Origin of the sequence: Leisingera aquimarina DSM 24565 (genome assembly GCF_000473165.1) — a bacterium.
GTDB lineage: Bacteria > Pseudomonadota > Alphaproteobacteria > Rhodobacterales > Rhodobacteraceae > Leisingera > Leisingera aquimarina.
Window position 1 is genome coordinate 150,248 of record NZ_AXBE01000011.1, and the last position, 14,816, is coordinate 165,063.

General features: G+C 59.6%; 12 protein-coding genes. 1 reads left to right on the plus strand and 11 read right to left on the minus strand.

What is annotated here, in order from left to right; all coding sequences use genetic code 11:
• The first annotated feature begins 358 nt into the window (after positions 1-358).
• Positions 359-550 carry a DUF6494 family protein gene (locus AQUI_RS0100765; protein ID WP_027255842.1) on the plus strand — a complete coding sequence of 64 codons (192 nt, stop codon included), beginning with the start codon at positions 359-361 and terminating at the stop codon, positions 548-550.
• A 441-nt stretch (positions 551-991) separates the two neighbouring features.
• Here AQUI_RS0100765 and AQUI_RS0100770 read toward each other — a convergent pair whose 3' ends face one another.
• The 11 genes from AQUI_RS0100770 to AQUI_RS0100820 all read right to left on the minus strand — a co-directional run bounded on the left by AQUI_RS0100770 (position 992) and on the right by AQUI_RS0100820 (position 14,802).
• Positions 992-1,693 carry a tetratricopeptide repeat protein gene (locus tag AQUI_RS0100770; protein WP_027255843.1) on the minus strand — a complete coding sequence of 234 codons (702 nt, stop codon included), beginning with the start codon at positions 1,691-1,693 and terminating at the stop codon, positions 992-994.
• A gap of 125 nt (positions 1,694-1,818) precedes the next feature.
• On the minus strand, positions 1,819-2,853 hold the full coding sequence (locus AQUI_RS0100775) for an IS481 family transposase (RefSeq protein ID WP_027255844.1): 1,035 nt from the start codon (positions 2,851-2,853) through the stop codon (positions 1,819-1,821).
• A 116-nt stretch (positions 2,854-2,969) separates the two neighbouring features.
• The gene (locus tag AQUI_RS26615; protein WP_051371716.1) at positions 2,970-3,995 is read right to left on the minus strand and encodes an adenylate/guanylate cyclase domain-containing protein; all 1,026 of its coding nucleotides are present in this window, start codon (positions 3,993-3,995) and stop codon (positions 2,970-2,972) included.
• Between the two features lie 71 nt (positions 3,996-4,066).
• The gene (locus tag AQUI_RS0100785) at positions 4,067-4,690 is read right to left on the minus strand and encodes a sulfotransferase family protein (RefSeq protein ID WP_027255845.1); all 624 of its coding nucleotides are present in this window, start codon (positions 4,688-4,690) and stop codon (positions 4,067-4,069) included.
• 544 nt (positions 4,691-5,234) lie between these two features.
• The gene (locus AQUI_RS0100790; RefSeq protein ID WP_027255846.1) at positions 5,235-6,254 is read right to left on the minus strand and encodes an IS110 family RNA-guided transposase; all 1,020 of its coding nucleotides are present in this window, start codon (positions 6,252-6,254) and stop codon (positions 5,235-5,237) included.
• 230 nt (positions 6,255-6,484) lie between these two features.
• Positions 6,485-7,444, minus strand: coding sequence for a cation efflux transmembrane domain-containing protein (locus AQUI_RS26620; RefSeq protein WP_051371717.1), 960 nt, complete (start codon positions 7,442-7,444; stop codon positions 6,485-6,487).
• A 1,012-nt stretch (positions 7,445-8,456) separates the two neighbouring features.
• Complete coding sequence (locus tag AQUI_RS0100800) at positions 8,457-9,656, minus strand: aromatic ring-hydroxylating oxygenase subunit alpha (RefSeq protein ID WP_027255847.1); 1,200 nt, start codon at positions 9,654-9,656, stop codon at positions 8,457-8,459.
• 41 nt (positions 9,657-9,697) lie between these two features.
• Positions 9,698-10,273 (minus strand): sarcosine oxidase subunit gamma, encoded by a 576-nt coding sequence (locus AQUI_RS0100805; protein ID WP_027255848.1) that lies wholly within the window; start codon positions 10,271-10,273, stop codon positions 9,698-9,700.
• Positions 10,266-13,238 carry a sarcosine oxidase subunit alpha family protein gene (locus AQUI_RS0100810; RefSeq protein ID WP_027255849.1) on the minus strand — a complete coding sequence of 991 codons (2,973 nt, stop codon included), beginning with the start codon at positions 13,236-13,238 and terminating at the stop codon, positions 10,266-10,268. The genes AQUI_RS0100805 and AQUI_RS0100810 overlap by 8 nt, the downstream gene beginning before the upstream one ends.
• Positions 13,235-13,519 (minus strand): sarcosine oxidase subunit delta, encoded by a 285-nt coding sequence (locus tag AQUI_RS0100815; RefSeq protein ID WP_027255850.1) that lies wholly within the window; start codon positions 13,517-13,519, stop codon positions 13,235-13,237. The genes AQUI_RS0100810 and AQUI_RS0100815 overlap by 4 nt, the downstream gene beginning before the upstream one ends.
• Positions 13,520-13,530: 11 nt before the next feature.
• Positions 13,531-14,802 (minus strand): sarcosine oxidase subunit beta family protein, encoded by a 1,272-nt coding sequence (locus AQUI_RS0100820; RefSeq protein ID WP_027255851.1) that lies wholly within the window; start codon positions 14,800-14,802, stop codon positions 13,531-13,533.
• Positions 14,803-14,816 lie beyond the last annotated feature (14 nt).

Consider the following 14,816-nt stretch of genomic DNA (forward strand, 5'->3'; position numbering starts at 1 on the left):
TTTGCGGCCTCGAGTCCTCGCTGCGCATCACTGCCATTAGTGCATAACGCGGTATCAGCCAGGGGAGCCACCGCCTGCTGGAGGACCGCATTCAGGAAGATGGTCCAAATACTTTCCACTCGCTGCGGAGCTGGCACAGCGCTTGATCCGAATGTCGTGTTTGGGCTGCCTACAGTGACCCGCGCGGCCCTCGCTTCGCTATGCGAAGGCTCCGCTCAGCCCGAGCTACCTGCGGAAATTATTCCATCCGTTGGGACACTGCTGGATGCGGTCGGGCGCAGGCTTCATAGCCACTAAGCGGGTTAGCTCTATGTGGATGTGAATGTCGGATAAAATGAAAACTAGAAAGGGATCGAATATGTCAGACAGCTTCGATATGTCCATGCGCAAGTTCCTAAAGCAGGTTGGTGTCACTTCTCAACAAGCGATCGAAGAAGCGATGCGCGAGGCGGATACTGCGGGAAAAATTTTCGAAGTAAAGGCCGTGGTGGAAATAAAGGATCTGGGCCTTAACCATGTGGTGAAAGGACACATCACCGGTAAGGAATGACCGTAAGCGGTGCAATGGCAGCGGCACTCAGCTCAATACTTTTCTCCCGATCCTTCAGAAAAAGAGCTCCTGCCCCGTTGAAGGTCGGCTTTCGTTGGAATGGTTGGAAAACCTCGCACATGCAGCATTCAAAGCGACGCGCCATAACTGAACGGCAAGTTTGGGCTGGCTGGTGCTAGTTTCTCGATGCTGTGCCACCGCATGGCGGCAGTGAGCCTGATCTAATCGATGCTGCTTCGGCCACCAATGGCAAGAATGATCTGAAGGGCGTTGGAAGTGCTGGGTTCAGGATCTCTGGACCGGACCTTCGTCGGATTTACGAGGTTACGAAAGGATAGCGGCCAGGGTGAAAAAAGCAGATGTAAGACTTCACCCTGACTTGGCTGTCTTGCTCTCCAAAAAAAATGGTCGACTTCGACCCCAGCCAAGCTCTCTGGGCGATTAATCCGGCAGGCCCGCTTCGGAAAGGCTTTGCAATACAGCCTCCATAGTTTCGGGGTCGTGGAACGGCAGAGCCGCGCGGAGACTTGCAATCGTTGATCCGGGCGCGCGCTCCAGGAACCTCTCCAAGTTGGTTCGCGCCTCGGCAAGACGACCTACCCGGACCTGTGCTGCGGCCAGAACCCAATAGGCCGATTCAGAGCCGGGGTTCAGGGTGACCGCTCGCTGACCGGCCTCCAAGGCCGCCTCGGGCTGTCCGCGCAGAAGTTCGGCTGCCGCGACCATGTTGAGCGCTAGGTAATAGCCCGGATCCTTAGTGCCATAGGCGACGCATCTGTTCAGGTGGTCGAGCGCGGCCTCGTAGTGTCCGCACCAGATCATCGCCGAGCCGGCCATGGCGGAAACGAAACTGGATTCGGGGTTCAGAGAGACGGCATGGTGTACGGCATCCAGACCCGCGACCTGGTCGACCTTGAGCGTCACCAGCGAGAAGCCCGCCACCGCCATCGACGTTGCATCGCCCGACCCGGCCGCGATCGCACGGCGGGCGAGCGAGACGGCGTCCCCGAAATCATCCGGACCTGCCGGCGACCAGGACGGCCGACGGACGCGTTGGACCCTGCACCAGGCTGCGAAGGCAAGCGCCGGGGCATAATCGGACCGAAGGGCAAGGGAGCGGTCGAGAAGGTCAATGGCACGCATGTTCTCGTCGGCGCGCAGGACGATGGCATGCGGAACAGCCAGAAGGTAGAGATCGTGAAATGTGTAGTGGTTCAGATGTGATCGGACAGTTGCCCGGATTTCCGGCGACGTCTGTCAGGTGAAGTTCAGTTCACGAACTTTTCCTTCCAGATTTCCTTGCTCTCAACCATGGTCTGGATCGGCGTCCTGCCGCAACACATTTTGCCTTGGTGAGTGCGCTCGTGGTTGTAGTGGTGCAGCCAGTCGTCCAGATCCGCTTGCAGCGCGCCGATGCTGTCATAGAGCTTCTTGCGGAAGGCGACCTGATAGAACTCCTGCAAAACCGTTTTGTGGAAACGCTCGCAGATCCCGTTTGTCTGCGGCGATTTCACCTTGGTTTTGGTGTGGTCGATGTCGTTGATGGCCAGGAAGAGCTGGAAGTCGTGCTTGTCGACGCGCCCGCAATATTCCGTGCCGCGATCCGTCATGATCCGCAGCACCGGCAGGTCATGCTCGTCATGGAACGGCAGCACCCGGTCGTTGAGCAGATCTGCCGCCGTGATAGGCGTCTTAGTAGTGTAGAGCTTGGCATGTGCCACCTTGCAATAGGTGTCCACATAGGTCTGCTGATAGACCCGCCCGACGCCCTTCAGCGTTCCGACATAGAAGGTGTCCTGGCTGCCGAGATAGCCAGGGTGGGCTGTCTCGATCTCACCGCAGGCTTCGTCGTCGAGTTTCTTTTTCTCCAGCGCCTGCACTTGTGCCTCGGTCAGGATCATGCCTTCCTCGGCGGCCTTGGCCTCCAATGCCTTCAGCCGGGCTTTGAAATTGGCCAGATTGTGCCGCAGCCAGATCGAGCGGACCCCGGAGGGCGAGACAAAGACGCCCAGCTTGCGCAATTCGTTGGAGGTGCGGGCCTGGCCATAGGCCGGGAATTCCAGGGCGGATTTGAGGACCGCCTGCTCAGTTGCCTGATCGACACGGTTGGCAAGGTTCGGCTTGCGCCGGCTGCGTTCAAACAGCGCCTCCACACCACCTTCCTCGACCGCTGACTTGTAGCGGTAGAAGGTGTCGCGCGACATGCCCATGACCTGGCAGGCCTTCGACACGTTGCCCAGTTCTTCGGCCAGATTCAGCAGGCCGGTTTTGTGTTTGATGATCTTGTCTGTAGAGTTCAACATCGTGGTTTCCTCGTTTCGTGGTCGGGTTTGCACCACCATCAAAACGGGCAACCATCATCTCCATCAAGAGATGCGCCGTCCCCATTTCAGCTTCCTGAGAAGGGGGCGGTGTCAGATCACATCGAGTCTATTCCATGAAATGTGAGCGCGCCCTCCGGCTTCTGGCGCGCACGCTCGATTTCCGCGCCTCTCAATGTGGGCTCCACCGCTCCAACAATCCGCGCGACAAACTGGTCCTGCGCTTCGAAGGCATCTTCGAGACTGCCGTCGAAGCGGTCGGCCCAGAGATGGGTTCCGGTGGCCGCATCGACCAGCTGGCCGGTGATCCGGATGCGGTCCCCGACCCTGCGCGCGCTTCCCTCCAGCACGTAGCTGACGCCGAGCTCGCGGGCCACTTCTCGCACATCAACAGACCTGCCCTTGTACGCGAAGGTCGAGTTGCGCGCGATCACGGCCACGTCGGGATAGCGCGCCAGCGCCGTGATTGTGTCCTCGACCACGCCGTCGACGAAATGCTCCTCGTTTTCGTCGCCGGTCATGTTTGCGAACGGAAGAACGGCAATCGACGACCGTTCGCTGGTCGTGCTCGCTATTGGCCCGGCCAGATCCGGGGATCCGGTCTTGCTGATCTGGAGCGCGTAGACGTTGATCGCTTCGGGAATGTTCTTGAGTTGCACCTGGCCCAGATCATCGACGGTGAGGTCGAGACGCGAGCGGACCTGCCGATATGCGTCCTCTGACAGGCAGATCGCACCGGGCGCGGCTATCCCTTCGAGCCTTGCCGCGATGTTCACGCCGTCACCCATCAGGTCGCCGTCGCTTTCTACCACGACATCACCCAGGTGAACGCCCATCCGGAACTCAATCCGCAGGTCGGCCGGAACTCCGGCATTGCGTTCCTGCATTGAGCTCTGGATTTCGATGGCGCAACGCACGGCATCGACCACGCTGCGGAATTCAACCAGCGCACCATCGCCCGTGCGTTTGACCACACGTCCGCTATGGACGGAGATCGTTGGGTCTATCAGGTCGCTGCGTAGAGTGCGCAGCCGAGCCAGCGTGCGGTCTTCGTCTGTGCTGGACAACCGGCTGAAGCCGACAACGTCGGCTGCGAGGATTGCCGCGAGTTTGCGTTGTTCCACTGAGCCGCTCCTAAATCCTGTGCCCGGGCCGCACCGGCGAACCTGTGAAAACGCGGCCGCGTCCATCGCAGTCAGGCGGCACCAGCAACCTTGTCCCAGAATTCGCCCCGGTCGTTGGTGCGCGGGAACGGGCCATCTGGAACCGGTACATCAAGAAAGTCGCATAGCGGCTGCCACCCCTCCTTGACTTGAAAGGTCAGCAAGCGGTCGGGTGGGATAGCTGCCTCGACTGCCGCGTTATGCGCCACGAATGCATCCATCAACTGCTGTCGGTCGAGGCCAAGCGGAATGCCGGCCTTCGCGATCACCGCAATGACCATTTCGAGCCATGGCCGCATGGGCTCAGGGGCCTCGTCGATATTGGACAGCAGTTGGTAGATCGTTGCTGAAAAGCTGTCGACCCAGCTTTCCGGACTGCGATGCGTGAGGATGAACTGCGCCTCCGGGTAAGCTGCGTGAAGCTCCCGGTAATAGCTTGCTGTTGGCCAGTCCACGGCGGCAGCGTGACCCTCGAAGATTGCCACCCAATCCTGGTTCCCCGCGACGACCGCCTGCCACTGCGGAAGCTTGCGCTGCATGTCGAGGATGATCTCTTCCATATGGTAGGTAGGACCGAGACCAAGTTGATTGAGAGCCACTTTGAGCGAGTACGTACCGGTCCTGCCGAGGCCGACACCAACAACCTTGAGATCCATCTCCATTCTCCAATACGGAAAGAACTTCCAATGCATGGAATGATCTTCTACATGCGCGGCGAAGTCTAGCCGCAAGGGGATCGCTTGCCTAGCTTCCGCTTGTTGTAGCTTGTTGTACGGGTTAGCACTCTCGCCGCAGAAAATGTTGTCCTCTGCACCGAAAGATCGCTCGCTTCCGGGATTTCGGTGACAAGCGCCGTTGCCGGGGGCTTCATTTCAAGCTTATTGCAGACGTCTCCAAGTTACCTTGCACCACCGCAAAGACGCAGACGGTCGCTACATCGTCTGAATGTCATGTGTGGATAGCTCCTGCATAGCAAGACATTTCTGATTTGGTTTCGCACTGGTCAGAAGCAGACGTGTGTCCGGCCTTTTTGCGCGGCACACGCGGCCGCTGGCCCTGATGGTTTCCGCAGGCCAAGTCCCATAAGGGTCTTTCGGACAACGATGTGTCCCTGACATTCGACGGGGTGTCTCGGCGGACGGGCTGACTGTGCTCCATCATCTCGAAGGTCTTGCTGTCTCGGTCCCTCTTCTCCTCAGCTCAGGCGGTGTGCGGCCGGTAGTGTTCGTTCCTGGTAAGGACAGCCCAGACAATCCGGGCAGTTTTGTTTGCCATGGCTACAGTGGCAAGACGGGCCGGTTTGCGCGCGAGCAGATCAAATGTCCACGGGTCCACGCGATCCGGATGGGTTTTCATTTGCCGTAATCGTGCGGTCATGCCCGTGACCAGCAAGCGCCTGACGTGGCGGTCACCCATCTTCGAGATACGGCCCAGCTTTTCCTTGCCGCCGCTGGACCGGTTGAGCGGTGTCAGCCCCAGCCAGGCTGCAAACTGGCGGCCATTCTTGAATTGCCGGGCATCGCCGACGGTGGCGACAATGGCCGATGCCGTCACCGGGCCGACACCTGGGATTGTGCGTAGCCGCGGGATGCGGGGATCACTTTTGGCCTGAAGCTGCATCCGCATTTCGTACCACCGCACCCGCAGATGCAGGGCGACGAGCTGATTGCTGAGGTTGGCAAGTACATCAACGGCAACCTCGGGGATGTTTGGTACGTTCCCATCCAGAACGCCTTTAGCGAACTTCACGGCGCTGCCGACTCCTTGTGCGACCACGATGCCAAACTCGGTCAGCAGGCTGCGCAGCATATTGCTGAGCTGGGTGCGCTGGCGAACGATCAGATCGCGGGCACGGTGCAGGAACAGGACGCCTTGCTGCTCCTCCGACTTGATCGCGACAAACCGCATCGTGGGACGTGTCACGGCCTCGCAGATCGCCTCCGCATCAACCGCGTCCGATTTGCCGCGCTTCACATAGGGTTTCACATAATTGGCCGGGATCAAACGAACATCATGGCCAAGGGCAGAAAGCTGGCGCGCCCAATAGTAGCTGGAGCCGCAGGCTTCCATACCAACAAGACAGGTCGGCAAATCTTCAAAGAAAGCCAGAAGTTGCGCGCGTCTGATCGTGCGATTGAAAACGACCTCTCCATTCTCGGCAATCCCGTGGACCTGAAAGACGTTCTTGGCCAGATCAAGGCCGACTGTTGTAACCTGCATTGGGTGGCCCCTTTCCTCGCAGTGATAGACAACTGCATTGTGGCGCATTGCGACGCCGGTTGGAGCAGGAGCCATCCACCCCATCGGCTTTGGGGAGGCCGCACTGCGGCGACGGCAACCCTGACAAATGGCAGGTGAGGGCCGTTTTTCCGGTGGGTTTTGCCGCCATTGCGCAGATGTTGCGTTGCAACGCGGTTAGCTGTGAGGCCAATCTACCGGAATCGCACCATTCAAAATGGGTTCAGCGCGTCGGGCCAGCGCCTGGGATGTTCGGTAATCACCAGCAACACATCCGCTCCGGTCAGCGCCTTGCGCGCATCCTGGATCATTCGCAAATTCAGACTGTCGATTTCTGCCGCCGAGACCGGGCGGCCGGGATTGTAATAGACTGTCACCAAGAAAGTACGACCAAGTTTGGTGACCGACATGTCCTGCAGCGCGCCGCCATCCTCGGAGATTGCAGAGCGCAGGCTTCGCCGGGCTGCAGCGACACTCTCAGGGCTGGCGCTGGCGCCGGCCAGTTCGCCCAGCCCACCGCGAAAATCCCGAACATAGGAACCGATCGCCAGCAGGCAAAGCAGCAGGACGATCACTGAATCACCTACCGGAGCGACTGGTGCCAGCGGACCATCCCGGAATAAGTAGATGGCGCCCAGACCTGCACCTGCAGCGGCCGTGACCAGCCCATCAAACATCGCGGCCTTTGCCTCAAGCCGTAAGATTGAACTGCTCTTCCCTGTTCGGTGCCAGGTAAAATGATGGAAGCCCCACAGAATTGCGCAGGTAAGCCCGATCCCGGAAAAATAGACGATCATTGGCGCAAAGTTCAGCGGTTCGGGTGTCATGCCGCTGAGATAGTTGTAGATGCTCTTGATAGCATTGGTGATGGCGAAAAGGACCAACCCAAGTAGAGAAAGTGAACGGAAAGTCGAAAAGATCGCCTCGTCCGCAGCGTAACCGAAGGGTCGCGCCTTGTCGGGGCCTGCATCAATCCGGCGACTGATCCGCCGCCCGAGTAGCGCCGAGCCGAATCCGATCAAGGAAAACAGACCGTCCATCATGATCGCGTTGGAGTTCGACAAAACACCGGCCAGCATCCCTGCTGCGGCCATGAACAGATTGCCCCACATGGCGACACCAAGAGAACGGCTTTCAAGGTACTTTTTGTTGTCGGCGTTCTGTGGTGCCATATCGCAAATTCCTAGTGTGACATTAAATCAGCTGTTTCAATATCCTGCCGTTGAATTGCTGCCAACACTCACAGCACATATCGCATGCAGTCATGGACAAGCCAGGAACCCGGCATGACACTTGACGCCAAATTTACCGCGCTACCGACAATCTCGCACTGCAGGCGCGGGAGTTTTCTGTGGCAGAAATAGCTGCAAAAGCGAAGGGCGTCTCTTTCCCGCACAGCATGAGCTCGACTGACACCTGGTTTTGCGCGTGCAGCGAATGGCGGGTAAATTGGCAATGGGCATGAAAGGTCCTCCTATCCACCACGTCCTGCCACGACACCAACCCGACGTTGGTGCATCATTCTAACATGCTGTTTTAGCAGCGCGGCTAGTTGCGGTTAGGTCAACCGGGCGATGAAATGGGGAATTCTCGGACCGAGAGCGAAGCTTCTAATTAATTGCCCGTGCCCGTGCTTGAATGAACGTCCGCAATTGATGGATTGGCTGGCAAGCCTCGCACCTGCAGCATCCAGCACCGCGTGCCTCATTCGCATGGCCGCTTAGGGCTGGCTTGAGCCGATCACAACTGGCCTGGGGCAGGCTGGTGCTGGATCCTCGGTGCTGTGCCACCGCATGGCGGCAGAGAGCCCAAAGTACCGAGTGGGCAGTTGCAGCATTTCGCAGCCGCAGCGTAATCGCGCGAGCAAGATCGATCCAAACTGGGCCACTTCTATCGATACTGGGTGCTGCACTGCATCACGTCAAAGGTGACATTCGACGCAACTGCGTAATTTGAGATTTTTGCATGCCAAGGCGGTGCGACGACGTTCTCCGCAAGCGCAGCCTGCCAAGTACCAGGCTACCGCCCTGTCTTCCGGGTCATTTATGGCTACCAACTCTCGCCAAAATACCTTTAGCTGTCACCTCCAGTAACGCTATTCCATGTACCGCCTTTCAACTGTCAGGGTTCCATTTCGTCAACATTAGTCCAGACTTATCCTTGCTCAACTCACATTAACAGGTTTCAAGAAGTTGCGTCAGTCCTCCTGAAATCTGGCGTCACTTCAGGCTGGAATCCCTTGCACAGCTGCGCCGCAAGATACTGCTGAAAATACCAGACTGTGCGCTCCTTGGGAGACAGCCGCCCCGGAGCCGCAGCAAGCGCTTTGGCGTTTTGCGCGATGCCGCCTATGATCGGCTTGTCCTCTTCATTGATCGCATCAAACCCGGCTTTCAGTTCAGCCGCATAGGTTGCCCGCTCCTGTGGATCCTCCGGAACAGCCCCGGGGTAGTAATCCGCGCCCCACAGCACTTTGACTTTGTCGGTTCCATAGGGCTGCAGCGACAGCCAAAAGGTGCGCTCAGCCACCACCGACATCACATGGCAAGGAAACACCGCGGATAGCACTGCAGTGTTGCGGTCTTCCTCGGTCAGCAACGGGTTATCGACTTCCATGTCAGACTCGCGCTCATAGGATTTACCCGGAATGCGGCCCTGTTTGTACAGACTGTGCCCCTCGCTGCCGTGCATCGCATTGGCCAGTTTCGTTGGCATCGCAGGCTCAATCGTTTTCGCATGCGCCACAAAGAGGTGATAACCCTCGGTAAAGTTCTGCACCAGGATCTTCCAGTTGGTGTCCCATATCTCCTCGGCGCGGAACAGCGTGCGGTATTTGTCCAGCTGATAGTTCTTCAAATGCTCTGACAGCATCTCCAAACGCGGTGCAAGCGGCGGCGCTTGGGGATCCAGCGACACGTAAACCCAGCCCTGCCAGACTTCGACCTGGAACTGCGGCAGGCAGACTTCTTTCTTGTTGAAATTGTCCCGCATATGGGCAGCGCCGATCAGCTGGCCGTCCAGATTGTAAGTCCAGGCGTGATAAGGGCAGGTGATGCGCCCTTTCAGATTGCCTGAGCCTTCCAGCAGCGTTGCCATCCGGTGGCGGCAGATATTCGACATCGCCCGCAGGGTGTTGTCCCGGTCCCGCAAGATTATCACAGGATCACGGCCGATTTTCATGGTCCGGTAATCGCCCTGGTTTTCAAACTCATCAACCCGGCCCACACAGAACCATTCGTGGTTGAATATCTCATCCAGTTCCAGCTCCAGGAACTCGGGCGAGGTATAGATCTGCGGCGGCGTCGCCTCAGCCAGCTCATCCGGCAACTCGGCGTTGCGCCGCAAGGCCTCCAGCAGCTCTGCAATCGGCATGTTCGGGTGCATTCTCTTTCCTCCCAGACAGAGTGGTCGCGATGGGACCGGGGTTACTTTTCCGCCAGCCCGTATTGCCGCGCGCTTTCACTAAGCAGATCCCACAAGGACCGTGCCGTGCTGCGGGGCATCAGCAGGTTCAGACCCTGCACGTCCCGCCACAGCGTGACTCCGGTATGATGGAAAGCTGTGGTTGCCACCGCGCCATCAGCAAAGGCGCCGGAACCGAGGTTGATCGGCAGGAAGTGGTTCAGCACCGTTTCCGCCAGGCTGCCACTGATCCGCAGCCAGCAGCGGGACTGCAGCAGATCCAGCACCGCCCCCGTTTCCGGCCCCAGATCCGGGGCTGGCGTCTTGGCTCCGGCGGGTACCACCAGCCACCACTTCAGCGGCTCTACCCGCAACAGCGTGCCATTTACCCCCCGAACAGACTGGCCCGGCGACGGACAGGCACTGCATCCGGCCACTCGTGCGGCCTCTGCCCCGGTTTCGGCCAGCGCGTCGGCCCAGGCTGCAAATTGCAGCAGCCCGAAATCGGTGATTTCCTCAATGGTCACCCTAGGCGTTGCCGCAGTGCTAAAGCGCCCTGTCCTTCGCACTGCCTGCAGCGCTGAAATCGGATTAGCCATGCATCCGCTCTCCCTCTGGGTCAAACATATGGGGTGAAACAATCTCCACCGCGATATCCCCCTGGCGTACCGGATCAGTGGCTGTCGCCGCCTTGCCCTGCCACGCGGTATGGCCGCCTGATACATAACCAAGCCCGATCCAATGCCCCAGCGCCGGCGAATACGTCACCGCCGTCACCCAGCCTTCGCCAAAGCCGGAAATCTCATCCGGTTTGCACAGCAATGCGCCGCCGTTGAAAGTCTGGTTGCGGTCCTTCGGAAAGATCCCGACCAGCTGCGGGCGGTCCGCGCGCAACAGATCGGGTCTCTGGCGCAGCGCGCTGCCGATGAACGGCTTCCTGGCCGAGGCCATCTTGCCCAGCCCGGCGTCATCAATTGTCACCCGACCATCCAATTCGGCCCCCGTCACATGGCCCTTTTCGATCCGCAGGGTGCCCAGTGCCTCCAGTCCGTACAGGCAGCCGCCCATCGGCTCTGCCGTCTCCCACAGCAGATCCATCATCACCTCGCCGTAATCGCTTGGGACATAGACCTCGTAGGCCAGCTCACCCGAGAAGCTGATCCGCGCAATCAAGCATTTGATGCCGCCTTTCAGCCGGGTTTCGATAACGCCCATGAAGGGCAGGTTATCCGCAGACACCGCCGCCGGATCTTGCAGACAGGCCATTATGTCGCTGCGCGCCTTAGGCCCGGCAACGGACACGCCCGCCCATTGATCGGAAACCGAGGTGACATGCACTTTCAAATCCGGCCAGCGCAGCTGCAACAGCTCCTCAAGCCAGACCATCACCTTGCCCGCATTTGTGGTTGTGGTGGTCAGCAGAAAGTCATTCTCGGCCAGCCGCCAGGTGGTGCCGTCATCCATCACCATGCCATCATCGCGCAGCATGATGCCGTAGCGCGCCTTGCCCACTGCCAGCTTGGCAAAGGCGTTGCTGTAGACCCGGTTCAGGAATTCAGATGCATCCGGCCCCTGCACCGCAATTTTACCCAGCGAGCTGACGTCGCAGATACCCAGCGTATCGCGCACAGTTGCGGCTTCGCGGATATAGGCCTCGGTGATGGTCTCGCCCTTGCGGGCAAAATACCAGGGCCGGTGCCACAGTCCCGCATCGGTCATCGTCGCCCCGTGCCGCAGGTTCCAGTCATGCAGCGGTGTGCGGCGCAGAACCTTGAAATGACTGCTGGTATTGCGCCCCGCCAGCGCGCCGATAGCAACCGGCGTATAAGGCGGGCGGAAGCGGGTCGTGCCGACCTCTGGTATCTCTTTGCCCAGGGCGTCGGCCATTAGCGCAAGGCCGATGACGTTGCCCATCTTGCCCTGATCCGTCGCCATCCCCAGTGTTGTATAGCGCTTCAGATGCTCAACAGAAACGAACCCCTCCTGATGCGCCAGCCGTACATCGGCGGCGGTGACATCATGTTGCGGATCGACAAAGCTTTTGGTCTTTTTGCCTGGCAGCCGCACTTCATACAGCGGCTTGACCGGAGTCTCAGCCCCGCCCAAGGCCGGGGACTCTGCCGACTCGCCCATGGCTGTCTTTGCCGCAGCAATCCCCGAAGCGGCGCAGTCGCCCGTGTTCCAATGCCCGGCCGCGGATCCGGCCATCACCACATTGTCCGCGCAAGGCGCTGGCAGGAAGCAAGCCAGGTCCTTGTCCCAAACCGGTTTGGCACCGCGATGGGACACCAGATTCACCACCGGCGACCAGCCCGCTGAGACCAGCAGAAGGTCACAAGCCAGAGTTTCCGCCGCGGCCCAGCTCTTGCCCCTAGGCCGTGCCAGCACAACCCCGGCAACTGATTTACCGCCAAGCGCTTTCAGCGGCGCCAGCCCGGTTTTAACCTCGACGCCTGCCGCCTTCATGGCCACCATATGCACCTCGGACACACGGTCGCGCAGATCCACCAGCGTCACGTTGGCCCCTGCTCTGGCCAGTTCGGCAGCCGTGACATAGGCCGAGTCATTGTTGGTGCTCAGCACGATATTCCGCCCAGGCAGCACACCAAACCGGTTAAGATAGGCCCGCGCTGCCGCCACCGTCATCACACCCGGGCGATCGTTGTTGGTGAAGGCCACTGTGCGCTCCAGCGCGCCGGTTGCCAGAACCGTTGCCGCCGCACGCACCGTCCAAAACCGCTGGCGCGGCGCATGCGCGGGCTTGACCGCCAGATGGTCTGTCACCCGCTCAAGCAGGCCCGCAGTGCCGTAATCATACAACCCAAACGCCGTGGTGCGGGTCATGACCCGCACGTTTGCAGCCTTAAGTTCCGCCACCAGTTCCCGGCGCTGCGCCTCTGCCACAGGATCCGACTGGTTCAACAGATCGCCACCCAGATCGAAATCCTGCTCTACCAGGATCACATCCTTGCCCTGCCGCGCCGCTGTCAGCGCGGCATTCAGACCAGCAGGCCCGGAACCAACCACCAGCACATCACAAAAAGCATGCACATGGTCATAGGCATCCGGATCGGCACTCCGCGACGCCTCGCCCATGCCGGCCGCTTTGCGGATCAGCTTTTCATACTGCATCCAGATGCCGGTACCGCGCCCCCATTCGAACGGCGGCAGCCCCATGAAGGTCTTGTAATAAAAACCTGCTGAAAAGAACCGCCCAAACAGCCCCAATGCCGCGCCCACGTCGCTGCGCACATTGGGCCAGGCATTTTGACCGCAGGCCGTCAGCCCGTCATACAGTTCCACCATGGTGGCCTTGGTATTGGGCTCTGCCCGTTCCCCTGCGCCAAGGGTGACAATCGCACCAGATTCCTCAACCCCTGCCGACATGATGCCGCGCGGGCGGTGGTATTTGAAACTGCGGCCCAGCACCGTCTCGCCGCTCGCCATCAGCGCCGAGGCCAGGGTGTCGCCGGCATAGCCTTCGAACGACCGTCCGTCCCAAGTAAAACCCAGCCTGCAAGAGCGGTCGATCCGGCCGCCTTTGGTCAGACGTGACGCGCTCATGATGCCGCCCCCAGTGCTTTGGCCATACCCGCATGGGCAGGCCGGACGGAGTGGATTTCATGGGTCATGGTATCGCGCTCAACCAGGATCCACATGCGGCAGCCGTTCACATGCTGCCAGGTCTCGACCTGCACGCCGCAGATGTTTTCGCGCTGAAAGACCGCGTCGTGCCAGTCCTGCATAGGCGCATCCAAGTTAGGATAGGTAACGGATCCATCACCGCCATGGGCAAACTCGCTATGATCCCGGGTGCCGCAGAACGGACAAGGTATTCTAATCATGCTCTATGTCCTTAACCGTGCAGTTTCGGATCGGGGCCCGCGCCGCGCTCATCCAGCTGGATGCCGCGCTCAAACCGCCTCAGGTCGTGGTTAGCGATCACCTGATGCGGCCGGTCATTGGCGATCAGATCGGCAAAATAGGTGCCTGCGGCCGGCGTCGCCTTGAACCCTCCGTAATTCCAGCCCGCATTCAGATAGAGGTTGTCCAATGGTGTTTTGGAGATGAAATGCGTGCCATCCATCGACATATCAACCACCCCCGACCAATGCCGCAGCAGCCGCACCCGGCCCAGACAGGGCAGCACCGACATTGCAGCCTCGGCCACATCCTGCACGATCGGCAGGTTGCCTTTCTGCGCATAGGATTTGTACCAGTCCAGATCGCCGCCAAAGACCATGCCGCCCTTGTCCGACTGCGAGATATAGAAATGCGCGCCGCCCATGCCAAAGACCACCACCTGATCCAGCAAAGGTTTCAGCGGCTCCGAAACAAAGGCCTGCAGTTTATGCGATTCAATCGGCAGGTGGCTCATCCCCGCCATGTTCCACAGGCGTGACGTATTGCCCGCCACCGCAAGGCCCAGCTTGCCCGCCGAGATCTTCCCACGTGAGGTTTCCAGTCCAGTGACCTTGCCGCCCTCGCGCAGGATGCCGGTGACTTCGCAGTTTTGGATGATATCGACACCCAGCTGATCGGCGGCGCGCGCATAACCCCAGACCACCGCGTCATGGCGCGCCGTCCCGGCCCGCTTGTGCACCGCAGCGCCCATGATGGGAAACCTGGCATCCGCCCCGTAGTTCAGATGCGGCACCGCCTCTTTCAGCTGTCCGAGGCTCCAGATTTCTGCATCCGAATTGCCGGTCAGCCGCATGGTGTTATAGTTGCGCGAGGCCGCATCCACCGCGCCGGGGCTGTGCAGCAGGGTGATATGCGAACGCTGGCTGAACATCACATTATAGTTCAGATCATGGCTCAGCTCTTCCCACAGCTTCAGTGAGTCCTCATAGAACTCGCGATTGCCCGGCTGGGTGTAGTTTGAGCGCACAATCGTGGTGTTACGCCCCGCGTTGCCACCGCCAATCCAGCCCTTCTCCAGAACCGCGACATTGCGGACGCCGTGGTTTTTGGCCAGGTAATAGGCGGTGGCCAGCCCATGCAGACCGCCACCGACGACAACCACATCGTAATGCGGCTTTGGCTCCGGATCACGCCACTGACGGGTCCAGCCCTCTTGGCCGGATATCCCCTGCCAAAAGACATTCCATGCGGAAAATCTAGTCATTTTGATCTGTCTTT